Annotated in this window: 16 protein-coding genes; 3 read left to right on the top strand and 13 right to left on the bottom strand. The window is 69.2% G+C overall.

The genetic code is table 11. The features are described 5' to 3' along the window. Nucleotides 1-45 precede the first annotated feature (45 nt). Nucleotides 46-2,805, top strand: coding sequence for an aconitate hydratase AcnA (gene acnA, locus H5368_RS02805; protein WP_182821142.1), 2,760 nt, complete (start codon nt 46-48; stop codon nt 2,803-2,805). Nucleotides 2,806-2,845: 40 nt separating this feature from the next. Here acnA and H5368_RS02800 read toward each other — a convergent pair whose 3' ends face one another. Further along, nucleotides 2,846-3,262, bottom strand: a complete 417-nt coding sequence (locus H5368_RS02800) for a nuclear transport factor 2 family protein (protein ID WP_182821140.1) — start codon at nt 3,260-3,262, stop codon at nt 2,846-2,848. A 192-nt stretch (nt 3,263-3,454) separates the two neighbouring features. Here H5368_RS02800 and H5368_RS02795 point away from each other — a divergent pair, with 192 nt between their 5' ends. Further along, on the top strand, nt 3,455-5,128 hold the full coding sequence (locus tag H5368_RS02795) for a long-chain fatty acid--CoA ligase (RefSeq protein ID WP_182821137.1): 1,674 nt from the start codon (nt 3,455-3,457) through the stop codon (nt 5,126-5,128). 185 nt (nt 5,129-5,313) lie between these two features. After that, complete coding sequence (locus H5368_RS02790) at nt 5,314-6,231, top strand: crotonase/enoyl-CoA hydratase family protein (protein ID WP_182821135.1); 918 nt, start codon at nt 5,314-5,316, stop codon at nt 6,229-6,231. Between the two features lie 15 nt (nt 6,232-6,246). Here the strand turns inward: H5368_RS02790 and H5368_RS02785 are convergent, their stop codons facing one another. The 12 genes from H5368_RS02785 to dnaJ form a co-directional block, all read right to left on the bottom strand. Next, nucleotides 6,247-8,394, bottom strand: a complete 2,148-nt coding sequence (locus H5368_RS02785; RefSeq protein ID WP_182821133.1) for an ATP-binding protein — start codon at nt 8,392-8,394, stop codon at nt 6,247-6,249. A gap of 5 nt (nt 8,395-8,399) precedes the next feature. Further along, nucleotides 8,400-9,461: a two-component system response regulator gene (locus H5368_RS02780; RefSeq protein ID WP_223877924.1), complete on the bottom strand. Its 1,062-nt coding sequence runs from the start codon at nt 9,459-9,461 to the stop codon at nt 8,400-8,402. A 160-nt stretch (nt 9,462-9,621) separates the two neighbouring features. Next, nucleotides 9,622-11,148: a lysine--tRNA ligase gene (gene lysS / locus H5368_RS02775; protein ID WP_182821128.1), complete on the bottom strand. Its 1,527-nt coding sequence runs from the start codon at nt 11,146-11,148 to the stop codon at nt 9,622-9,624. Nucleotides 11,149-11,197: 49 nt separating this feature from the next. Continuing rightward, a protein-coding gene (gene prfB, locus H5368_RS02770) for a peptide chain release factor 2 (protein ID WP_182821126.1) occupies nt 11,198-12,326 on the bottom strand; the annotation gives its coding sequence in 2 pieces (ribosomal slippage) (nt 11,198-12,250 and nt 12,252-12,326; 1,128 coding nt in all). Between the two features lie 168 nt (nt 12,327-12,494). Continuing rightward, nucleotides 12,495-13,844, bottom strand: coding sequence for a hypothetical protein (locus H5368_RS02765; RefSeq protein WP_182821123.1), 1,350 nt, complete (start codon nt 13,842-13,844; stop codon nt 12,495-12,497). Between the two features lie 108 nt (nt 13,845-13,952). Continuing rightward, a complete protein-coding gene (recJ, locus tag H5368_RS02760) occupies nt 13,953-15,623 on the bottom strand; it encodes a single-stranded-DNA-specific exonuclease RecJ (protein WP_182821121.1) in 1,671 nt (556 codons plus the stop codon). Nucleotides 15,624-15,694: 71 nt separating this feature from the next. Then, nucleotides 15,695-16,630: a phosphoglycerate mutase gene (locus H5368_RS02755; protein WP_182821119.1), complete on the bottom strand. Its 936-nt coding sequence runs from the start codon at nt 16,628-16,630 to the stop codon at nt 15,695-15,697. Nucleotides 16,631-16,652: 22 nt separating this feature from the next. Next, complete coding sequence (greA, locus tag H5368_RS02750; RefSeq protein ID WP_182823687.1) at nt 16,653-17,114, bottom strand: transcription elongation factor GreA; 462 nt, start codon at nt 17,112-17,114, stop codon at nt 16,653-16,655. An 8-nt stretch (nt 17,115-17,122) separates the two neighbouring features. Continuing rightward, nucleotides 17,123-20,368, bottom strand: a complete 3,246-nt coding sequence (carB, locus tag H5368_RS02745) for a carbamoyl-phosphate synthase large subunit (protein ID WP_182821117.1) — start codon at nt 20,366-20,368, stop codon at nt 17,123-17,125. 3 nt (nt 20,369-20,371) lie between these two features. Then, nucleotides 20,372-21,520 (bottom strand): glutamine-hydrolyzing carbamoyl-phosphate synthase small subunit, encoded by a 1,149-nt coding sequence (carA, locus tag H5368_RS02740; protein ID WP_182821114.1) that lies wholly within the window; start codon nt 21,518-21,520, stop codon nt 20,372-20,374. Between the two features lie 144 nt (nt 21,521-21,664). Beyond that, a complete protein-coding gene (gene dapB, locus H5368_RS02735; protein WP_182821112.1) occupies nt 21,665-22,378 on the bottom strand; it encodes a 4-hydroxy-tetrahydrodipicolinate reductase in 714 nt (237 codons plus the stop codon). A 69-nt stretch (nt 22,379-22,447) separates the two neighbouring features. Then, nucleotides 22,448-23,578, bottom strand: coding sequence for a molecular chaperone DnaJ (gene dnaJ, locus H5368_RS02730; RefSeq protein WP_182821110.1), 1,131 nt, complete (start codon nt 23,576-23,578; stop codon nt 22,448-22,450). Nucleotides 23,579-23,595 lie beyond the last annotated feature (17 nt).

The raw sequence follows: 23,595 nt of genomic DNA, 5'->3' as shown, positions 1-23,595 counted from the left end.
CTGGCCCGCAGACCAACGCCCGCCATCCCCACAAGGAGCCCCGCCATGGCCGATTCATTCGCAACCCGCGACGTCCTCGCCGTCAACGGCCGGTCCTACACCTTCGCAAGCCTCGCCAGGCTGGGTGAGCGCTTCGACCTCACGCGCCTGCCCTACTCCATGAAGATCCTGCTGGAGAACCTGCTGCGGCACGAGGATGGTGGCGTCACTGTCGGCACCCACCACATCGAAGCGGTGGCGACGTGGGATCCCAAGGCCGAGCCGGACACCGAGATCGCGTTCATGCCGGCACGCGTGGTGCTGCAGGACTTCACGGGCGTGCCCTGCGTGGTGGACCTGGCGGCGATGCGCGACGCGGTGACACGCCTGGGCGGCAATCCGTCGCAGATCAATCCGCTGATCCCGTCGGAGCTTGTGATCGACCATTCGGTGCAGGTCGACGTGTTCGGCCGCGCGGACGCGCTGGATCTCAATGGCAAGATCGAATTCGAGCGCAACAAGGAACGCTACGGCTTCCTGCGCTGGGGCCAGAACGCGTTCAAGGACTTCAAGGTGGTGCCGCCCAACACCGGCATCGTCCACCAGGTGAACCTGGAGCACCTGGCACGGGTGGTGATGGAACGCGACGTCGACGGCACCCTCTGGGCGTTTCCCGACACCGTGTTCGGCACCGACAGCCACACCACCATGATCAACGGCATCGGCGTGCTGGGCTGGGGCGTGGGCGGCATCGAGGCCGAGGCCGCGATGCTCGGCCAGCCGTCGTCGATGCTCATCCCGCAGGTCGTCGGCTTCAAGCTGACCGGCAGGATGCCCGAGGGCGCCACCGCCACCGACCTCGTGCTCACCGTCACGCAGATGCTGCGCAAGCACGGCGTGGTGGGCAAGTTCGTCGAGTTCTTCGGCGAAGGCCTGCAGCACCTGCCGCTGGCCGACCGCGCGACGATCGGCAACATGGCGCCCGAGTACGGCGCCACCTGCGGCATCTTCCCGGTCGATTCCGAAGCCGTGCGCTACCTGCGCCTGTCTGGCCGCAGCGAGGAGCAGATCGCGCTCGTCGAGGCGTATGCGAAGGCGCAGGGGCTGTGGCACGCACCGGGCCAGCCGCAAGCGCTGTACTCCGCCGTGGTCGAACTCGACATGGGCACGGTCAAGCCATCGCTGGCCGGCCCCAAGCGCCCGCAGGACCGCGTGCTGCTGGAAGACGTCAAGTCCAACTTCAACGACAACGTCGGCCCACTCGTCGCGCACCGCAGCGCCTCCACCGACCACCAGGTCAACCGTTTCGACAAGGAAGGCGGAGACCAGCCACAGGCGGAACGCCTGGCTGCGAAGCCGGTGTCGAAGATCAGGCTCGACGACGGCGAACACCATCTCACCGACGGTTCCGTGGTGATCGCCGCGATCACCTCCTGCACCAACACCTCGAACCCGGCGGTCATGCTCGGCGCAGGCCTGCTGGCCCGCAATGCGGTGGCCAAGGGTCTCAAGGCGGCACCGTGGGTCAAGACCTCGCTTGGACCGGGCTCGCTGGTGGTCACCGACTACCTGAAGAAAGCCGGCGTCATGACCGACCTGGAGAAGCTCGGCTTCTTCGTGGTCGGCTACGGCTGCACCACCTGCATCGGCAACTCCGGGCCGCTGCCGGACGCGGTGTCGAAGGGCATCGCCGAGAACGACCTGGCAGTGGCGGCCGTGCTTTCGGGCAACCGCAACTTCGAAGGCCGCATCCACGCCGAAGTGAAGATGAACTACCTGGCGTCGCCGCCGCTGGTGGTGGCTTACGCGATCGCCGGCACGGTGGACATCGACATGACCCGCGAGCCGCTGGGCCAGGACGGCGACGGCAACGATGTCTACCTGCGCGACATCTGGCCGAGCAACAAGGAGATCGGGGACACCATCGCCGCGACGGTGGGCCCGGAGCTGTTCGCGCAGAACTACGCCGACGTGTTCAAGGGCGACGCCCGCTGGAACGCGATGGAATCGCCCGACAGCGAACTCTATGTGTGGGACGAAGCCTCGACCTACATCAAGAACCCGCCCTACTTCGACGGCATGACCATGGACGTCGGCAACATCGACGACATCCAGGGCGCGCGCGTGCTCGGCCTGTTCGGCGATTCCATCACCACCGACCATATCTCGCCGGCCGGCAGCATCAAGAAGGACTCGCCGGCGGGCGCGTTCCTGCAGTCGCGCGGCGTGCAGCCGGCGGACTTCAACAGCTACGGCTCGCGGCGCGGCAACGACGACGTCATGGTGCGCGGCACCTTCGCCAACATCCGCATCAAGAACCGCTTCTTCGACGGCGAGGAAGGCGGCAACACCCTGTACTTCGGCAGCACGCCGCCGGCGAAGATGTCGATCTACGACGCGGCGATGAAATACAAGTCCGACGGCACGCCGCTGGTGGTGCTGGCCGGCGCGGAGTACGGCACCGGCTCGTCGCGCGACTGGGCCGCCAAGGGCACCAACCTGCTCGGCGTCAAGGCGGTGATCGCGCAGAGCTTCGAGCGCATCCACCGCTCCAATCTCGTGGGCATGGGCGTCCTGCCGCTGCAGTTCCGTGATGGCGAGAACGCGGACGCGCTCGGGCTTGACGGTACCGAGGTGTTCGACATCGCCGGACTCGAGGACGGCCACTCGCGCTACGCCACGGTCACGGCGCGCCGGGCGGATGGCACCGCCAAGGCGTTCCAGGCACATGTGCTGTTGCTGACGCCCAAGGAAGTCGAATACTTCCGCCACGGCGGCCTGCTCCATTACGTGCTGCGCCAACTGGCCGCACAGGGCGCCAACTGAGCGCGCGGCGCCGGGCATGCGTGCCCGGCGCCGGCGTGTCCTATCCAGCCACCGGCGCCCAGGCGGCGCTGGTCATCCGCCATTCGCCGTCGACCAGCCGCCAGCCGGTATCGACCTGCCAGGCACGCGCGTTGTCGGGCAGCAGGTTCACGCCCGCGCGTCCGGTCAGCACCACGCTGAAGCGGACCCGCGCGTGGTCGCCCTGCAGCGCCACGTCCAGTGGTCCGGCGGTCACGCCCACGCCGTCGTGGCGCATGAGGTGCACCGCCGCCATGCGCCGCGCACCGTCGCGGTCAAGTCCGTCGGGCCCGATGAAATCCTCGGCGAGGAAGCCGCGCAGCACGCCAGCGTCACGCGCCTCGACCGCGAGGAACAGGCCGGCCAGCGCCTCGCGCAGCGCCTGTTCGGGTGGCGTGCGCGCGCATGCGGAAATCACCGCGGCCAGGACCAGCAGCACGGCTGCAAGCCACGGCGCGCGTGGGCGCCGGCGTGGTCCAACGTGCATCGCAAGCCCCTCTCCGGCGCGTCGCCGCGATCGCGCGCATCATAGCTGCACTGCGCCTTGCCCGGCACGCGAACGCTATGATCCAATCGGAACAGGCACGCTGCGGCACCACGCGCATCGACACTGCAATCAGGAGGGGAATGCATGAGTAGCACCGAGCGTCCGTGGCTGGCGAACTACCCCGCGGGCATCCCCGCCGAGATCGATCCGGAGGAGTTTTCGTCCATCCACGCGGTACTCGAAGGTGCCATCGCGAAGTACCGCGACCAGGCGGCGTTCTCCTGCATGGGCGTATCGATCACCTACGGCGAGCTCGATGAGCTCAGCACGCGGTTCGCGGCGTACCTGCTCTGCGAGCTGAAGCTCAAGAAGGGCGACCGCATCGCGATCATGATGCCCAACTGCCTGCAGTACCCCATCGCCACGTTCGGCGCGCTGCGCGCCGGGCTGACCGTGGTGAACACCAATCCGCTGTACACCCCGCGCGAACTGCGCCACCAACTGGTCGACTCCGGCGCGAAGGCCATCCTGGTGCTGGACAACTTCGGCCAGGTGGTCGAGAAGGTCCTTCCGGACACTGCCGTGCAGCATGTGATCACCACCGGGCTCGGCGACATGCTGGGCTTCCCCAAGGGCGCGATCGTCAACTTCGTCGTCAAGTACGTGAAAAAGATGGTGCCGGACTACAACATCGCCGGTGCCATGCGCTTCCGCGACGTGCTCAAGGCAGGCGCGCGGCACGCCATGCCGACGGTGGACATCGCCCCGGCGGACATCGCGTTCCTGCAGTACACCGGCGGCACCACGGGCGTCGCCAAGGGCGCGATGCTCACCCATCGCAACCTCGTCGCCAACATGCAGCAGGCCTCGGCCTGGGTGGGCCAGCAGGCACAGCCGGGCAAGGAGGTGATGATCACCGCGCTGCCGCTGTACCATATCTTCGCGCTGACGGCCAACGGCCTGGTCTTCATGAAGTTCGGCGCCAAGAACATCCTGATCACCAACCCGCGCGACATGCCGGGCTTCGTCAAGGAGCTCAAGCGCGAGCCGTTCACCGCGATCACCGGCGTCAACACGCTGTTCAACGGCCTGCTCAACACGCCCGGCTTCGAGGACGTCGACTTCTCGCAGCTGCGCCTGACGCTCGGCGGTGGCATGGCGGTGCAGCGCTCGGTGGCCGAACGCTGGAAGAAGGTCACCGGGGTGACCCTGGTGGAGGCCTACGGCCTCACGGAAACCTCGCCGGCGGCCTGCATCAATCCGATGGACATCGCCGAGTACAACGGCTCGATCGGCCTGCCGGTGCCGTCCACCGATGCCTGCATCAAGGACGAGGAAGGCCGCATGCTGCCCGCGGGCGAGGTTGGCGAGCTGTGCATCAAGGGGCCGCAGGTGATGCTGGGTTACTGGCACCGCCCCGAGGACACCGCCGAAGCGATCGATGCGGACGGCTGGCTGCACACCGGCGACATGGCACGGATGGAGCCGTCCGGGTTCTTCTACATCGTCGACCGCAAGAAGGACATGATCCTGGTCTCCGGCTTCAACGTGTACCCCAACGAGATCGAGGATGTCATCGCGATGATGCCGGGGGTGCTCGAGGTGGCGGCGGTGGGCGTGGCGGACGAGAAGTCGGGCGAGGCGGTCAAGGTCGTCATCGTCAAGAAGGACCCCTCGCTCACGGTGGAACAGGTGAAGGCCCACGCCCGCGCCGAGCTCACGGGCTACAAGCAACCGCGTTACGTGGAATTCCGTGACGAACTGCCCAAGACCAATGTCGGCAAGATCCTGCGGCGCGAGCTGCGCGACGAGGCCTGACCCGAAACCGTGACGGGCGTCACACAGTGACGCCCCGGGGCGTCCCCTGCCCCTGCCTGTCATTCCCGTCGCTTGCCGGCGGGCCTCAAACGGCGCATAGAGTGCCAGCGGGCAATTGAAAAACATCCCAGGGCTCCGCCGGTAGGCCCGGCCGGGGGCGCCCTGGCGTACAGGGGGACCTCCACATGACCAACGTAGAACTGTTGCACGGCAACGCTGCCACCGACCTCACCACCCTTCGCATCCAGCACGACCACTCGAACGACTCGCACTGGTGCTTCATGCACGCCCAGCAGGCGTTCTCGGATCCGACCTACCGTGCCTGCTTCTCGCCGCGCCTGCTGCGCGAGCTGCGCCTGTTTGCCCGCCAGGCCATCGAGGGGATCTCGGCCACCGCCGAAGCCGCCGGCACCGGCGTGGCCCTGTCGCACATCGTGCTTGGCTCCGACACGCACGTCTTCAACTTGGGTGGCGACCTGGCCCTGTTCGCGCAGCTGATCCGCGCCCGCGACCGCGACGGGTTGATGCGCTATGCCAGCGAATGCGTGGACAACATCCACCTGCTGCATTCGCGGCTGCATCCGAATGCGCACACCATCGCCCTGGTCGAGGGTGACGCCCTGGGCGGCGGCTTCGAGCTCGCACTGGCCTGCCAGACCATCGTGGCCGAGAGCGGCGTGCAGATGGGCTTCCCGGAGGTGCTGTTCGGCCTGTTCCCGGGCATGGGCGCCTACTCACTGCTCTCGCGCCGCGTGTCGCCGAAGCTTGCCGAGGAGATGATGCTCAACGGCGTCATGTACTCCAGCGACGAGCTGCACCGCATGGGCGTCGTGGACGTGCTGGTCCCCAAGGGCGAAGGCGTGCGCGCGGTGCACGAGGTCATCCGCCAGAACCGCCGCATCGCCGCCGCGCGTCTGGCACTGCATCGCGTGCGCGAAGTGGTCAACCCGGTCAGCCACCAGGAACTGATGGACATCACCCGCATCTGGGTGGACACCGCGCTGCAGCTCGGCGACAAGCAGTTGCGCATCATGGAGCGGCTGGTGCGTGCGCAGCTGCGTCGCCCCGAACCGCAGGTGGGCGTGGAAGCCGCCGCCCGCTGAGTCAGTAGTCCGTGCTCACGCACTCTCGGGGCCGACGCCTGCGTCGGCCCGCGAGAGGTCCCCGCGCTCGCGCAGCGCCGTCAGCGCCTGCTCGAGCTGCTGCCGCACCATCCGCACGATGCCCGCCCATTCGCGCAACAGGCGGTCGGCGGACATGCGCATGCCCTCCGACGCGGTGTCGGCCAGGCGCACCGCGCCCATGTTGCCCGCCGCGCCCTTGAGCGCATGGCAGGCGTCACGGAATTCCTCCCAGTTGCCGGCGGCACCCGCCACGTCGAGGTCGGCGACGCACTTGCGCGCGTCACGCGCGCACTCGACCAGGAAACGCTGCACGAACACCTCGCCCAACCCCATCTCGCGCAGTTCGTCGAGGATGTGCTGCGAGATCACGCTCTTGTCCATCGCGGCGCGGCCGGCGGTGGCTTGCGGCATTTCGACTGCCGGCTGGCCCGGGGCCACGCCGTCGGCGATCGCCGCCAGGCGCTCCAGCAGGCGCTCCACCATCACCGGCTTGGTCATGAATGCGTAGGCGCCGGCGCGTTCGCAGGCGTCGCGGGCTTCGGCGGTGGCGTCCGCGGTCAGCACGATGAATGGCGTGCGCTTGCGCCCCGCCTCCATGAAGCGGGCCTGCTTGAGGATCTCCAGGCCGCTCGCGCCGGGCATGTGCAGGTCGATGATCACCGCGTCGAATGCCTGCGATTCCAGTGCCACCAGCACGTCGTCACCGTCATCGACCATCTGCGGCCGATGGCCGGCCTTTTCCAGCAGCCGGCGCATGACCATGAGGTTCGCCCCCTGGTCGTCGGCCACCAGGATCCGCATCGGCCGCACACGCGCACGGTGGCGCACGAACGGATCGTCGAAGGCGATGACGTTGTCGAGGTTGGCCGCCGAGTCGTCGTGGACCACCGTCGCGAACGGCAGATCCGCCCAGAAGTGCGATCCGACGCCTGCTTCGCTTTCGACGCCGATGGTGCCGCCCATCTGCTCGGTCAGCGCCTTGGCGATGGTGGTGCCGAGGCCGGTGCCGCCATGGCGCCGCGCCAAGCCGGTATCCACCTGCTCGAATGCGTCGAAGATCCTGTCCAGCGAGCCCGCGGGAATGCCGATCCCGGTGTCGCGTACGGAAAACCGCAGCCAGACCTTGTCGGCGCCGCTGGACGCCATTGCCACCTGCAGTGCCACACGCCCGCAATCGGTGAACTTGATGGCATTCGACAGCAGGTTCACCAGGATCTGTCGCAGGTGGTTGGCATCGCCGTGCAGGATCTTGGGGATGTCGCTGGCGATGTCCATGCCCAGCGCCAGGCCCTTGGCGTGCGCGCCCGGCTCGAGCATGACCTGCACGCCCTTCACCAGTTCGCGGACCGCGAAATCGGCGTCGGTATGGTCGAACTTGCCGGCCTCGATGCGCGAGATGTCGAGCACCTCGTCCACCAGCGCCTGCAGCGCGCGCGCCGACGTCCGGATCACTTCGGCCGTGTCGCGCTGCTCGGCGGTGAGTGGCGTCGCCGACAGCAACTCCGACATGCCGACGATGCCGTTGAGCGGCGTGCGGAACTCGTGGCTCATGTTGGCGAGGAAGCGGCTCTTGGCTTCGTTGGCCGCCTTGGCGGCTTCGGTGGCCTTCACCAGGGCATTGAGCAGCGAGCTCAGGTACAGCGGCACCGCGACCAGGCCGGCGAGGAGGCCCCAGCCCAGCCGGGCATTCTCCTGCCAGTAAGGGGTTGCCAGCAGCGCCGCGCCAAACGACACCACCGCGAAGCCGATCGCCGCATGCAGCCAGCGTGAGCCATAGCGCAGGCCGTTGCCCACGGTGACCCACATGATGACCACGTACAGCCAGGCAAGCAGGTCGCCCAGCAGGTACATGCCGATGCCCATCAGGCTGTAGTCGGCGACCATGCCGAGCACGCGGCGTGGCGCGGACACGCCGGGCCGGGCCAGCAGCCAGCCAACCACGGCGAGCGCGACCACGAATTCCACGGCCAGCAACTGTTGCGAGAGCCGCAGCGCCTGCGCGACGTCAGGCCGCCCGCTGACCACCAGTTGCAGGTACGCCTCCACCACCACCAGCATCAACAGGCGCACGATCGCCTGCGCGTGCTCGCTGTCGGGGCGGTTGGCCAGGCGAAGCCTGGCCCATTGCAGGGCGCGCCTCACGCGGGTCAGTCCGCGGCGACCACTGCTGGCAGGGGTGGCGCATAGCGGGCGCATGCCTCCTCGACGCGCACCCGGTTGCGCACCAGCGCGTCCACGCAGCGCGGATCGAACAGCGTGCCGCTGTGGCCGCTGATGAACCCGAAGGTCTCGTCGATCGTCCAGGCACGCTTGTAGGGGCGCTTGGACACCAGCGCGTCGAACACGTCCGCCACTGCCACCACGCGCGCCTCGACCGGGATCTGCTCGCCGACCAGGCCGTCCGGATAGCCGCTGCCGTCATAGCGCTCCTGGTGCCGCAACGCGATGGTCGCGCCGGCCTGGATGAAGCGGTTCTGGCTGTCCTTGAGCAGCTCGTGGCCGATTTCCGGATGCTTGCGCATCAGCAAGGTCTCTTCCGCGGTCAGCGGGCCCGGCTTCATCAGGATCGCGTCGGGAATGGCGATCTTGCCGATGTCGTGGAGCGGCGCGGCGAGTTCGATCACCCGCACCTCATCCTCCATCATGCCCATGCCATCCGCGACGATCGCGGCCACGGCGGCGAGGCGCTCGAGGTTGGCGCTGGTGCCGGCGTCGCGGTAGGCGATGGCGCGGGCCAGCCGGGTCAGCGTCTCGCGCTCGCGCTCCTCGACCTCGTGCATGCTCGACAGCAGCCGCTGCTCGAGTGAGAGCGCGCGCTGCTTGACCGATTCGGACTGCTGGCGAAGCTGCAACAGGTTGCGGCAGCGCGCGCGCAACTCGCGCGGGCGCACCGGCTTGACCAGGAAGTCGATCACGCCCGAGTCGAGCGCCGCCTGGCGGATGGGTTCATCGCCGACCACGGTGACCAGCACGATCGGCACGTCGCGGTGCAGCAGCGGGCGGCGGAAGCGGCGCGCGAACTCCAGGCCATCCATGACCGGCATGCGGTAGTCGAGCAGCAGCAGGTCGGGACGGTTGTCCTCGCACCAGCGCAGTGCCACCTGCGGGTCGCCGAAGTCCAGCACCTCGAGTTCAGGGCTGATGTCCTCGAGGATGTGTCGCAGCATGGTGCGTGCGGATGTCTGGTCGTCGACGATGACGATATTCAAATGCGCTGGCTCCCTGACGCTCCCCGGTGATCCCCAACTTGCTCGCGGTCTCCCGGAAACAAGCAATTCCTGTGCCTTGCACTGCACCCCTGCAGCGGCGATCGCCCACCGGAGCATACGTCACTTGACGCTGGCAACGGTCAAACGGTGACGCTGGACGTCACTCGTGGCTGGGGTGCGCTTCTGGCCGCATGTACGGGAACAACAGTACGTCGCGGATCGAGGACGAACCTGTGATCAGCATCACGAGACGGTCGATGCCGATGCCCAGGCCACCGGTGGGCGGCAGGCCGACCTCGAGCGCGCGGATGTAGTCGGCGTCGTAATGCATCGCCTCGTCGTCACCGCCGGCCTTGGCTTCGACCTGCGCCTGGAAGCGCGCCATCTGGTCTTCGGGGTCATTGAGCTCGGAGAAGCCGTTGGCGATTTCCTTGCCGCCGATGAACAGCTCGAAGCGGTCGGTGATTCCGGGCTCGCTGTCGGATTCGCGCGCCAGTGGCGACACTTCCACGGGGTAGTGGGTGATGAAGGTCGGCTGCACCAGTCCGCCTTCGACGGTCTTCTCGAAGATTTCCAGCAACAGCTTGCCCCAGCCGTAGCCCGGCTTCACCGCGACCCGCAGCCGCTCGCAGTGCCGCGCCAGCGCATCGCGGTCGCGGCAGTCGGCGGCGCTGATCTCCGGGTTGAGTTCGCGCACGGCGTCCTCGAGCTTCCAGCGGCGGAACGCCGGCGCGAGGTCGATGTCGTGGCCATCCCACGCGAACCGCGTGCCGCCGGTGGCGTCGCCCGCCACGTCGCGGATCATCGCCTCGGTCAGGTCCATCACCTCGATGTACGTGGCATAGGCCTCGTACAGTTCGAGCATGGTGAATTCGGGATTGTGGCGCGTGCTGACGCCTTCGTTGCGGAAGTTGCGGTTGATCTCGTAGACGCGTTCGAAGCCGCCGACCACCAGGCGCTTGAGGTACAGCTCGGGCGCCACGCGCAGATAGAGGTCCAGGCCGAGCGCGTTGTGGTGGGTGGTGAACGGGCGCGCGGTGGCGCCGCCGGCGATGTAATGCATCATCGGCGTCTCGACCTCGAGGAAGCGGCGCGCATCCAGCCAGCGCCGCAGCGAGGACACGATGCGCGAGCGCATGACGAACACCTCGCGCGCGTCTGGCGACACGATCAGGTCGACGTAACGCTGGCGATAGCGCTGCTCGACGTCGGCCAGCCCGTGCCACTTGTCGGGCAGCGGGCGCAGCGACTTGGTCAGCAGCCGCAGCGTGTCGGCGCGCACCGACAGTTCGCCGGTGCGGGTGCGCGTCAGCCCGCCTTCGACGGCGACGATGTCACCCACGTCCCAGCCCTTGAACGCGTCGTAGCGCTCGCCCAGCGTGGAGGCCTGCAGGAACAGCTGGATGCGCCCGCTGACGTCCTGCACCTCGGCGAACGCCGCCTTGCCCATCACCCGCTTGGCGACCATGCGCCCGGCCATCGCGACGCGCCGGCCAGTGGCTTCCAGAGCGGCGGCATCCCAGGCGTCGCTGTCGGCGTACTCGGCCTGCAGGGCACCGGCATGGTCGGTGCGCCGGAAGTCGTTGGGAAACGCCACGCCCTGGCCGCGCAGGGCGGCGAGTTTGCCGCGACGCTCCGCGATCAGTGCGTTCTCGTCGGCGGGGGCGGGCTTGGCGGCGTGGGTCATGGCGTTCTTTGCTGGAGGGAGCGGCGTGCGCCCCGGATGGATGGCGCGGTCAGGCCGCGTCGGTGCGCTTGGAGCCGGCTTCGAGGCCGGTCTTCAGGCTGGCCTCGATGAATTCATCGAGGTCGCCATCAAGCACGTTCTGGGTGTCGGAACGCTCGATGCCGGTGCGCAGGTCCTTGATGCGGCTCTGGTCGAGCACGTAGTTGCGGATCTGGCTGCCCCAGCCGATGTCGGACTTGGTGGCTTCGAGCGCGTCCTTCTCGACGTTGCGCTTCTGCACCTCCAGCTCGTAGAGCTTGGCGGCGAGCATCTTCATCGCGGTGTCGCGGTTCTGGTGCTGGCTGCGCCCGGTCTGGCAGGCGACCACGGTGTTGGTCGGGATGTGCGTGATGCGCACCGCCGACTCGGTCTTGTTGACGTGCTGGCCGCCGGCGCCGGATGACCGGTACACGTCGGTGCGCAGGTCGGCCGGGTTGATCTGGATGTCGATGTCGTCGTCGACTTCCGGCGACACGAACACCGAGGTGAAGCTGGTGTGGCGGCGGTTGTCGGAATCGAACGGCGACTTGCGCACCAGGCGGTGCACGCCGATCTCGGTCTTCAGCCAGCCGTAGGCGTATTCGCCCTCGACGCGGAACGTGGCCGACTTCACGCCGGCGACATCGCCGCCGCTGACTTCCATGAGCTCGGTCTTCCAGCCGCGCTGCTCGCACCAGCGCAGGTACATGCGCAGCAGGATCTCGGCCCAGTCCTGGGCCTCGGTACCACCGGCACCGGCCTGGATGTCGACGAAGGCGTTGGCCGAGTCCATCTGCCCGGAGAACATGCGCTGGAACTCGAGCTTCTCGACCTGTCCGGCCAGCCGTTCGACGTCGCTCACCACCGCGTCCGCGGTGTCGTCGTCGTTCTCGTCCTCGGCCAGGTCAAGGAGTTCCGCGGCGCCGACCAGCCCGTCGGTCATGTCTCGGATGCCGTTGACCGTCTTGTCCAGCAGCGAGCGCTCGCGGCCCAGCGCCTGCGCGCGGGCGGGGTCGTTCCAGACATCGGGATTCTCGAGCTCGCGCTCTACCTCTTCGAGGCGTTCGCGCTTGGCATCGTAGTCAAAGAAACCCCCTGAGCGAATCCAGCCGGCCCTTGAGGTCGGCGATGCGCTGGCGGACGGGATTGAGCTCGATCATGTGCTGGTCGATCCGCGTGGAAAGAGGCGGATTCTAGCAATTCCAGCGGCGCGGCCGGCTGAAACCGGCCGCGCGCCGCATTTCACGGAGTCGCGGCTGCACGCGAGCGCGGCGCACGAACGCCCTTCCGTGCAGCCCCCCCGGTTGCACGGGGTCCCGGCTGCGTCCTCAGCGACGCTGGACCTGCACCCGGTAGCGACCACCCTCGCCACCGGTGGCCGACGACGCCTCGAGCACGTAGTCGCCCGCCTCCAGCGTGTGCGCGATGCGCGAATCGAACCCGCCGCCACCATCGTCGTCTTCCGCAAGCGGCTCGCCAGCCCGCAGGAGCCTGAGGTGCGCATCGACGCCGTCATTCGAGGCCATCTCGATGAGGTAGGTGCCGGCGCGCGCGACGTTGAAGCTGTAGCGGTCGGTCATGCCCGGCAGCAGCGTGGCCTCGCGGGCCTGGCCCACCTCAAGGCGGCCGCCGCCGGCATCGGCAGGCACCGGCGACAGGCGCGCCGCCAGCGTGAACAACCCTGCCCCGCCCTGCACGTTGAACGCGGATGCGCGCACGGCGTAGTCGCCGGCGCCCAGCACCGTCGCGATGCGCGCGTCGAGACGCTCGCCACCATCGTCGTCGTCGATCAGCACCCCTTCGCCGGTCAGCTGCAGGCGCGAATCCAGCTCGGGACTGCGCATGTCGATCGCGACCAGCTGCCGCTCCGCCAGGCGCAGGCGGTAGGTCACCGGCTGCCCCTGGTACAGCGCGGTCACATCGTTGCCGGCGACCAGATCGCCGTCGCTGGCCACGGTCACGCCAGCCGGAAGCTCGCGCTCGGCGACCGAGAGCTCGTACTGCCCACCCGCCTGCCCCTCGTAGCCGGAGGCCACCAGGGTGTAGGTGCCAGGAACGAGACGCGCGGTGAGCTGCGAGTTGCTGCCGTCGGCATCGTCGCTGCCGAGCGACAGACCATTGCCCTCCAGGCCCAGCACGGTGTCGAACTCGTCGGATGCCATGCGCACCGAGTACATGCCTTCTCGATCGATGCGCAGGGGAATGCGCTTGCTGCCGTCCAGCCAGTCGGTGATGGATGCGCCGCTCGCCAGTTCGCCACCGCCGTAGACCTGCAGCTCCGACGACGCCAGCGTGAACGGGCCGTACGCCGAAGCGTCGCTGCCGCTCACCGCGAGCACGTAGCGGCCGGCGCGCGATGCGCGCACGGCGAGCGTGGCCGTCTCGGACTCGGCGGAGGAGGTGCGCAGCAGCTGTCCGTCGAGGTACAGCGACAGCTGCGCCCGCAGCGGGCCTTCGACCACGAAGCGCACGCCCTGGTCGGCCTTCAGCGCTACGCCGAACAGTTCGCTGCGCGTGCCGTCGCGCCAGTTCAGGAGGTCGGCGCTGGTGATCTCGCCACGCAGTTGCTGCCCGGGTGTGATCGGCGTGGTGGCGGGGCCGGCCGCCGTGGCCGTGGTGCCCGCCAGAGACAGGCCCATTGCGACGGCCAGCGCCAGCGTCTTTGTCTCGTTTCGCATGCAGGGAATCCTTGGAAGTTCCGTGGCAGACGCCGCGTCTGGCCCGGTCGCGCCAGCGGATTATGCGAGTGCCGCGTATTCAGCGATAGCCCGCGACCTGCTGCCGGATCAGCAGGCTTCGAAGTGCTCGACCACCAGCTGGATGGCATCGCCGCCGCGGTAGTCGTCGGGCGCCAGGCGGTAGGCCAGGCGCGCGCGCGCCGGCGGCGCTTCGCCGCGCCAGGCACCGAAGTGGATGGCGGGAAGCGCCGTGCGCAGGCCCGCCACGCCCAGCGTCAGCTTGAGGTGGCGCTCGCCGACCACGCGCCAGTCGCGCACGTCGAACTCGCCATCGAACAGCGGCTCGGGGAATCCCTGCCCCCATGGCCCGCCGTCGCGCAGGGCTTCGGCGTGGGCGCGGTCGAACTCGCCGGGTGCGAGGGCGCCATCGCTGTCTATGACGGCGAGAAGCGCGCTGGCGTCGAGCATGGCTTCGGCGTGGGCGTGGAACGCCGCTTCGAAGGCAGGCAGGTCGGCCAGGTCCAGGCTCAGCCCCGCCGCCATGGCATGCCCGCCGAACTTCGCGATCAGCCCCGGGTGGCGTGCGTCCACCGCGGCGAGTGCATCGCGCACGTGGAACCCGGGAATCGAGCGAGCCGATCCGCGCAGGCTGGTGCTGCCCGCCTCCGCCGGCGCGAAGGCAACCACCGGCCGATGCAGGCGCTCCTTGAGCTTCGACGCCACCAGGCCGACGACGCCGGGGTGCCAGCCGGCGTCGAACGCGCACACCGCCGCGCGGGCGCCGTCATCGCGGCCATACGCGTCGAGCGCGTCCGTGGACAGGGCCAGCTCCGCTTCGTCCAGCATCGTCTGCTGCACCACCCTGCGCTCGCGGTTGATCGCGTCCAGGCGCTGCGCGAGTTCGCGTGCGCGCTCGGGCTCGTCGCACAGCAGGCATTCGATGCCGAGCGCCATGTCCTCCAGGCGCCCGGCGGCGTTCAGTCTCGGTGCAACGGCATAGCCGATATCGCCGGCACCCAGCGTGGCGGCCTGGCGCCCGGCGACTTCGATCAGTGCATTGAGTCCCGCGCAGCCGTGGCCGGCGCGCAGCCGGCGCAGCCCCGCCGACACCAGCGCGCGGTTGTTGGCGTCAAGCGGCACCAGGTCGGCCACGGTGCCGACCGCCACGAGATCCAGCAGCGTGGACAAGTCGGGGCCGTTTCCTTCCAGCCGGCCTTCCGCGCGCAGCCGCGCGCGCAGCGCCAGCAGCACGTAGAACATCACCCCAACGCCGGCCAGCGATTTGCTGGCAAAGCCGTCCCCGACGCGGTTCGGATTGACGATGGCGTGCGCGGCCGGCAGGCGTTCGCCCGGCAGGTGGTGGTCGGTGACCAGCACCTGCCAACCCAGGGCGCGCGCGGCATCGATACCGGCGTGGCAGGCGATGCCGTGGTCGACGGTGACCAGCAGGTCGGGCTGCAAGGGGGCGAGTTCGGCGACCAGCGAGGTCGACAGGCCGTAGCCGTGCGCCACCCGGTTGGGCACCGCGTGCAGCACCTCGCGCGCACCGAGCATCCGCAACCCGCGCACCGCGACCGCGCACGCCGTGGCGCCGTCGCAGTCGAAATCACCGACCACGAGGATGCGGCTGCCGGCGGCGATCGCGTCCGCCAGGAGCGCGGTGCCGGCATCGAGGTCGAGCATGCCCTCCGGCCGCAGCAGGCCGGCCAGGCGCGGGCGCGCGCTGTCGACGTCGTGCGCGCCGCGCGCGGCGTAGATCCGCTGCAGCAGGGGCGGCATGTCCGCCGGCCATGTGGTCGTCGCGGCCGGCGCGGCGGCAGCGGGTCGCCGTCGGATGCTGCGGACCGCGCTCAAGCGGCGGGCCAGGCGGCGCCGCGACGCCACACTCGCAGCGCATGCCAGCGTCGCAGGCGCAGGCGCCAACCGTCGCCGTCGTCGAGTTCCACGACGTTGATCGCGCCGGCACGCAGCGCTTCGAGCGCGGGCTGCAGCCAGTCGCGTTCGATCCACTGCAGGTCGCGCGTGCCTTCGATGTCATACACGCCGGCCTCCGCGGCGAACCGCGGCGGCAGCGCCGTGCCGCGTCCGCCGGCGGTCGCCAGTGCGCGCGCGGTGTCGTCATCGCTGAAGCCGTGCTTACCGGCCTGCGCGCCGCCGCCGAGGGCCACCGGCGGCAACGTGCCGCCGCCCCAGAACCAGAGCGCGTTCACCGGCGACTGCCCGCGCGCCACGCGCGCCGCATTCCAGGGATGGTTGTGCAGGGTCACCTGCACCTCGTTGGCCAGCGTGCGCCAGCGCCGCCCTTCGGGGCTGGTGTCGAGGTGCTCGAAGATGTCTTCGCCAAGCGCGTCGCCGGGATCGGAGAACGCCGGGATCTTCGCCTCGCGCGGCAGGCGCAGGTACCAGCGCGACGGGTGCGGCGCGTCCAGCGTGAAGCCGGCATCGCCGAACAGCGGGCGCAGCGCGGGCAGCAGCGCTTCGCAGTCGGCGGCGGTGAGCGCCAGCGCCTCCCCGTGGGCCATCAGCCGCACGCCGTTGATGTCGGGGCGCAACCAGGCCGGATCCGCACGCAGCCAGGCCGCGCCTACGGCATCGCCGACGTCCGCGTTTCGCGACAGCGCCGCGATTGGCCAGCCCTGCCCGACCAGCGGGAAATGCCGTAGCAGCTGCGCACGGCGCCCGGGCTCGCCGGCGGCGAGGCGGTCCCCGCGGGCCAGCATCGCCGCAGCGCCCGTGGACAGGCGCTGCCGCCCCAGCCGCGCGGCGGCCGGGAGCAGCAGTGTCACGGAAGCCGGCGCCATCGCCGGATCAGCCGTAGCTGACGGAAACGATCTCGTACTCGACGGTGCCGCCGGGCGCGTCGATGCTGACTTCGTCGCCCTCGTGCTTGCCGATCAGCGCCCGCGCCACCGGCGAGGAGATCGCGATCAGCCCGAGCTTGATGTCGGCCTCCAGGTCGCCAACGATCTGGTAGCGCTTTTCCTGGTCGGTCTCGACATCCGCCAGCACCACGGTGGCGCCGAACACGACCTTGCTGCCCACGTCGAGCGTGGCGATGTCGATCACCTGGGCGTGCGACAGCTCGCCCTCGAGCTGCTTGATGCGACCCTCGATGAAGCCCTGCTGCTCGCGTGCGGCGTGGTACTCGGCGTTCTCCTTGAGATCGCCATGCGCGCGCGCCTCGGAGATCGCATTGATCACCGCGGGCCGCTGCACCGACTTGAGTTCCTCGAGCTCGGCGCGAAGCCGCTGCGCGCCCTGCGCGGTAATGGGGGGTCTCATGCCTGTTTCAGTTCCTCATGCAGTTCGTGCAGGGCCCACACCGGACCCGTGCCGCGATATTCCAGAGAGTGCAGCAACGCCCGCGCACCGGCAATGGTGGTCGAGTACGTCACGCGCTGCTGCAGCGCCTCGCGCCGGATGGAGAACGAATCGGAGATCGCCTGCCGTCCTTCGGTGGTATTGACGATGTAGGCGATCTCGCCGTTCTTGATCAGGTCCACCACGTGCGGGCGGCCTTCGATGACCTTGTTGACGACATCGCAGGCCAGCCCGTTCTGCTGCAGCCACTGCGCCGTGCCGCGCGTGGCGACCAGGCTGAAGCCGCGCTCGAGCAGCGCCTGCGCGACCGGCAGCACGCGCTGCTTGTCCGGGTCGCGCACCGAGATGAACGCCTTGCCCGGCTCGGGCGCGCGGATGCTGGCCGCTTCCTGCGCACGCGCGAATGCGGCGCCGAAGCTGCGGCCCACGCCCATGACCTCGCCGGTGGAACGCATTTCCGGGCCGAGGATCGGGTCGACGCCCTGGAACTTGGCGAACGGGAAGATCGCCTCCTTCACCGAGTAGTAGTGCGGGATCACCTCGGTGGTCGCGCCGAGCTCGGCCAGTGTCTTGCCGGCCATGCAGCGCGCCGCGATCTTGGCCAGCGGGATGCCGGTGGCCTTGGACACGAACGGCACCGTGCGCGAGGCACGTGGGTTCACTTCCAGCAGGAAGATCACGTCCTCGCCGTCATCGCCCGCCTGCACCGCGAACTGGGTGTTCATCAGGCCGACCACGCCAAGCGCGCGCGCCAGCTGCGCGACCTGCTCGCGCAGCCGCGCCTGGGTGTCCGCGGACAGCGAGTACGGCGGCAGCGAGCACGACGAGTCACCGGAGTGCACGCCCGCCTCTTCGATGTGCTCCATCACGCCGCCGATCAGCACCGCACCGTCCTTGTCGGCGATCACGTCGATGTCGACTTCCACGGCGTTGTCGAGGAAGCGGTCGAGCAGTACCGGCGAATCGTTGGACACCTTGACCGCGTCGCGCATGTAGCGCGCTAGATCGGCATCGGCATGCACGACTTCCATGGCGCGGCCGCCGAGCACGTAGCTCGGGCGCACGACCAGCGGGTAGCCGATCTCGCGCGCCAGCAGCAGCGCCTGCTCGGCGCTGCGCGCGGTGCGGTTGGGCGGCTGCTTCAGGCCGAGCGTGTCGACCAGCTTCTGGAAGCGCTCGCGGTCCTCGGCCAGGTCGATCGAATCCGGGGAGGTGCCGATGATCGGCACGCCGTTGGCTTCCAGCGCGCGCGCGAGCTTCAGCGGCGTCTGTCCGCCGTAGTGCACGATCACGCCCTTCGGCTTCTCGAGTTCCACGATCTCCAGCACGTCTTCCAGCGTCACCGGCTCGAAGTACAGGCGGTCGGAGGTGTCGTAGTCGGTCGAGACCGTCTCCGGGTTGCAGTTGATCATGATGGTCTCGTAACCATCCTCGCGCAGCGCCATGGCGGCGTGCACGCAGCAGTAGTCGAACTCGATGCCCTGGCCGATGCGGTTCGGACCGCCACCGAGCACGATGATCTTGTCGCGCGTGGTAGGCGCGGCTTCGCACTCGTCCTCGTAGGTCGAATACATGTAGGCCGTGGTGGTGGCGAACTCGGCGGCGCAGGAGTCCACGCGCTTGTACACCGGACGGATGCCGAAGGCGCGGCGCAACGCGCGGATCGCCTTCTCCTCCACCTGCACCAGCTGCGCCAGGCGCGCGTCGGCGAAGCCCATGCGCTTGAGCGCGCGCAGGCGTGCGCCATCGAGCGCATCGACGCCGCGCGCGGCTACCTCGCGCTCCGCGGCCACGATGTCTTCCATCTGGTCCAGGAACCAGGGATCGACCCACGACAGCGCGTGCACGTCCTCGACCGACATGCCGGCGCGGAACGCATCGGCGATGTGGAACAGGCGCTCGGGGCCCGGCTCGCGCAGCTCGCGCTTCAGCACCACCAGGTCGTCCTCGCTGGTGAGGTCGAGGCCGGTGGGGTCGAGCCCGACCTTGCCGGTCTCCAGGCTGCGCAGCGCCTTCTGCAGCGATTCCTGGAAGGTACGGCCGATCGCCATCACCTCGCCTACCGACTTCATCTGCGTGGTCAACCGCGAGTCGGCCTGCGGGAACTTCTCGAACGCGAAGCGCGGGATCTTGGTCACCACGTAGTCGATGCTCGGCTCGAACGACGCCGGCGTGCGGCCACCGGTGATGTCGTTCTTCAACTCGTCGAGCGTGTAGCCGACCGCCAGCTTGGCCGCGATCTTGGCGATCGGGAAGCCGGTGGCCTTGGAGGCCAGCGCGGACGATCGCGACACGCGCGGGTTCATCTCGATCACCACCACGCGGCCGGTCTCGGTGTTGATGCCGAACTGCACGTTGGAGCCGCCGGTGTCGACGCCGATCTTGCGCAGCACCGCGATCGAGGCCTGGCGCAGGCGCTGGTATTCCTTGTCGGTGAGCGTCTGCGCGGGCGCGACGGTGATCGAGTCGCCGGTGTGCACGCCCATCGGGTCGAGGTTCTCGATCGAGCAGACGATGATGCAGTTGTCCGCGGTGTCGCGGACCACCTCCATCTCGAACTCCTTCCAGCCCAGCACCGATTCCTCGACCAGGATCTCGCCCACCGGCGACAGCTCGAGGCCGCGCTTGGCGATCTCCTCGAACTCTTCCTTGTTGTAGGCGATGCCGCCGCCGCTGCCACCGAGGGTGAAGCTCGGGCGGATGATCGTCGGGTAGCCGACCTTGGCCTGGGTGGCCACGGCCTGCTCGAACGTGCGCGCCACTTCGGCCTTGGGGCACTCCAGCCCGATCTCGGCCATCGCGACGCGGAACAGCTCGCGGTCCTCGGCCATCATGATGGCTTCGCGCCTGGCACCGATCAGCTCCACGCCGTACTTCTCGAGCACGCCGTGGTCGGCGAGGTCCAGCGCGCAGTTCAGCGCTGTCTGCCCGCCCATGGTGGGCAGCAGCGCGTCCGGGCGCTCCTTCTCGATGATCTTCTCGACCATCTGCCAGGTAATCGGCTCGATGTAGACCGCGTCGGCGGTATCCGGGTCGGTCATGATCGTCGCCGGATTGGAGTTGACCAGGACCACCCTGTAGCCCTCCTCGCGCAGCGCCTTGCAGGCCTGCGCGCCGGAGTAGTCGAACTCGCACGCCTGGCCGATGACGATCGGGCCCGCGCCGATGATGAGGATGGTCTTGAGGTCGCTGCGCCTTGGCATTGCTTATCCCGGAATGACTGAGGTTGTCTGGCCGCGCGCGGCCATCGCCGCCACGAAGCGGTCGAACAGCGGCGCGACATCGTGCGGGCCCGGTGCAGCCTCCGGATGTCCCTGGAAGCTGAAGGCAGGCGCGTCGAGAAGCTCGATGCCCTGGTTGGTGCCGTCGAACAGCGAACGATGCGTCACGCGCACGTTCGCGGGCAGCGATGCTTCGTCGACCGCGAAGCCGTGGTTCTGCGAGGTGATCATCACCCGCCCGGTATCGAGGTCCTGCACGGGATGGTTGGCGCCATGGTGGCCGTTGGCCATCTTCAGCGTGCGCCCGCCGACCGCGAGAGCGAGCAGCTGGTGGCCCAGGCAGATGCCGAATGTCGGCACCTTCGCGGCCAGGCAGCCGCGGATCGCCTCGATCGCGTAATCGCACGGTGCCGGGTCACCAGGACCGTTGGACAGGAACACGCCATCGGGGCGCAGCGCGAGCGCTTCTTCCGCCGTCGTGCGCGCGGGCACCACGGTCACGTCGCAGCCGCGCTCGGCCAGCATGCGCAGGATGTTGCGCTTCACGCCGTAATCCCAGGCCACCACCTTGAAGCGCGGTTCCACCTGGGTCCACGCACCGCTGTCGAGGTCGAGCTGGCCTTCGCGCCACTGGTAGCGGCCGGGGGTGCTGACCACCTCGGCGAGATCCATGCCCTTCAGGCCGGGGAACTTGCGCGCCGCCTCGATGGCGCGGGCGGCGTCGATGTCGCCGGCCATCACCGCGCCGTTCTGGGCGCCGCGCTCGCGCAGCAGGCGCGTCAGGCGACGGGTGTCGATGCCGGCGATCGCCACCACGCCACGATCGGCGAGCCACTCCGGCAGCGCGACCTGGCTGCGCCAGCTGCTGGGCCGGCGCGGCACGTCGCGCACCACCAGGCCGGCCGACCAGACGCGCGCGCCCTCGTCGTCCTCGGCGGTACAGCCGGTGTTGCCGATGTGCGGATACGTCAGGGTGACGATCTGGCGCGCGTACGAGGGGTCGGTGACGACCTCCTGGTAGCCGGTCATCGCGGTGTTGAACACCACTTCGCCGACCGAAAGGCCGGGCGCGCCGATGGAGACGCCTTCGAAGACGGTGCCGTCTTCAAGCGCGAGGATTGCAGGTGGGGTCACGAAGGTCGCCTACGTGGGGTTGCAGGAAGCCGCCGGAGCCGGTGGAATCCGGCGCCGGGACATGTGAATCAGGCGAGCGGGAATGATACGGAACCGCGACCCCAGGCGCCAGCGGCAGGGTGCCGGAACTGAACGCGCACGCCGCTACAGCAGGTCGCGCAGCCGCCAACTGCCGGGGGCGCGGCCGTGCAGGCGCGATGCCGCGTGCAGCGCGCCACGGGCGAACACGTCGCGGCTGGTCGCGCGGTGCACCAGTTCGATCCGCTCGCCGATGCCGGTGAACTGCACGGTGTGCTCGCCGACGATGTCGCCGGCGCGCAGGCTGGCGTAGCGGGGATCCGATCCGCCGCGCCCGGCCGCCGCGCCCAGGGCGATCGCCGTGCCGGAAGGCGCATCCTTCTTGTGCACGTGATGGGCTTCGACAATGTCGCAGTCCCAGCCGGGCAGCGCGGCGGCCGCGCGCTCCACCAGGTCTTCCAGCAGCGCCACGCCGAGGCTGAAATTGGCCGCCCAGACCAGCGGGATTCGCGCGGACGCCGCCGCCAGCGCCTCGCGTTGCGTGGCGCCCAGGCCGGTGGTGCCGGACACCAGGGCTGCGCCCCGCTCCACGCACAGCGCGAGTACCTGGTCGAAGGCCTCGGCCAGGCTGAAGTCGATGGCCACGTCGAACGCGGGCACGGCGCGCAGTTCCGCGGCGGCGAAATGCGGCACGCCATCCACCACGCGCTGGGCCGGCCGGCGCGACACCGCGGCCACCACCACGCAGCCCGGAACCGCACCGTCGGCACACAGGCGCATGAGCGCGTGGCCCATGCGCCCGCTGGCGCCATGGAGCATCAATCGGATGGGGGACGGCATCACGCAAGGCTAGCGGCGGTGCACGCCGCCGGCAAGGTCAGGGCCAGCGCGTGGCCGGCCACGCCGTGCTCAGGACGTCATGCGTTCCCAGAAGCCCTTGACGCCATCGACGAAGGTGCTGGCCTTGGGCGAGTGGCGGCGCGCGCCATCGCCGACGAACGTCGCTTCCAGCTGCTCCAGCAGCTCGCGCTGCTGGTTGGTCAGGTTGACCGGGGTCTCGATCACCACCTTGCAGTACAGGTCGCCCGGCGCGCGGCTGCGCACCGACTTCACGCCCTTGTCGCGCAGGCGGAAGACCTTGCCGGTCTGGGTTTCGGCGGGAATGCGGATCTCCGCTTCGCCGCCAAGCGTCGGCACGCGCGTGGTGTCACCGAGCGCGGCCTGGCCGATGCGGATCGGCACTTCGCAGTGCAGGTCGTCGCCGTCGCGCTCGAAGATCGGGTGCGGGCGCACGCGCACCTCGACGTACAGGTCGCCGGGCTGCGTGCCGGGAGGCCCCGCCTCGCCCTCGCCCGAGAGGCGGATGCGGTCACCGTTGTCCACGCCGGCCGGGATCTTGACCGACAGCACCTTCTCTTCCTCGACGCGGCCGTTGCCGCGGCAGGACGGGCACGGCGACTTGAAGGTCTGGCCGCGGCCGTGGCAATGCGGGCACGGCTGCTGCATCGAGAAGATGCCGCGCTGGAACCGCACCTGGCCACGCCCCTGGCAGGTGTCGCAGGTCTCGAGCTTGCCGTCCTCGGAGCCGGTGCCGTTGCAGGGATCGCAGGCGGCCAGCGTGGGCAGTTCGATGCGGCGCTCGACGCCCGCCACCGCCTCTTCGAGGTCGAGTTCCATCACGTAGCCGACATCGGCGCCGCGTCGCGGGCCGCGCGCGCCGCCGCCAGCGCCGCCGAAGATGTTGCCGAAAATGTCCCCGAAAATGTCGCCCATGTCCGGCTGGCCGGGACCGGCATTGCCGCCGCCCATGCCGTGCTCGAACGCGGCGTGGCCATGCTGGTCGTACATGCGGCGCTTGCCGCCGTCGGACAGCACTTCATAGGCCTCCTTGCACTCCTTGAACGCGGCCTCGGCCTCGTGGTTGCCCGGATTGCGGTCAGGGTGGTGCTTCATCGCGCTGCGGCGATAGGCCTTCTTCAGTTCATCGTCGCCGGCGTTGCGGGCAACGCCGAGGACTTCGTAGTAGTCGCGCTTGCTCATGGATCAGTGGTCATCTG

Source organism: Luteimonas sp. MC1782 (assembly GCF_014164605.1).
Taxonomy (GTDB): domain Bacteria; phylum Pseudomonadota; class Gammaproteobacteria; order Xanthomonadales; family Xanthomonadaceae; genus Luteimonas.
The sequence above is the reverse complement of the archived record's forward strand: the minus strand, read 5'-3'. Positions and strand labels throughout refer to the sequence as shown.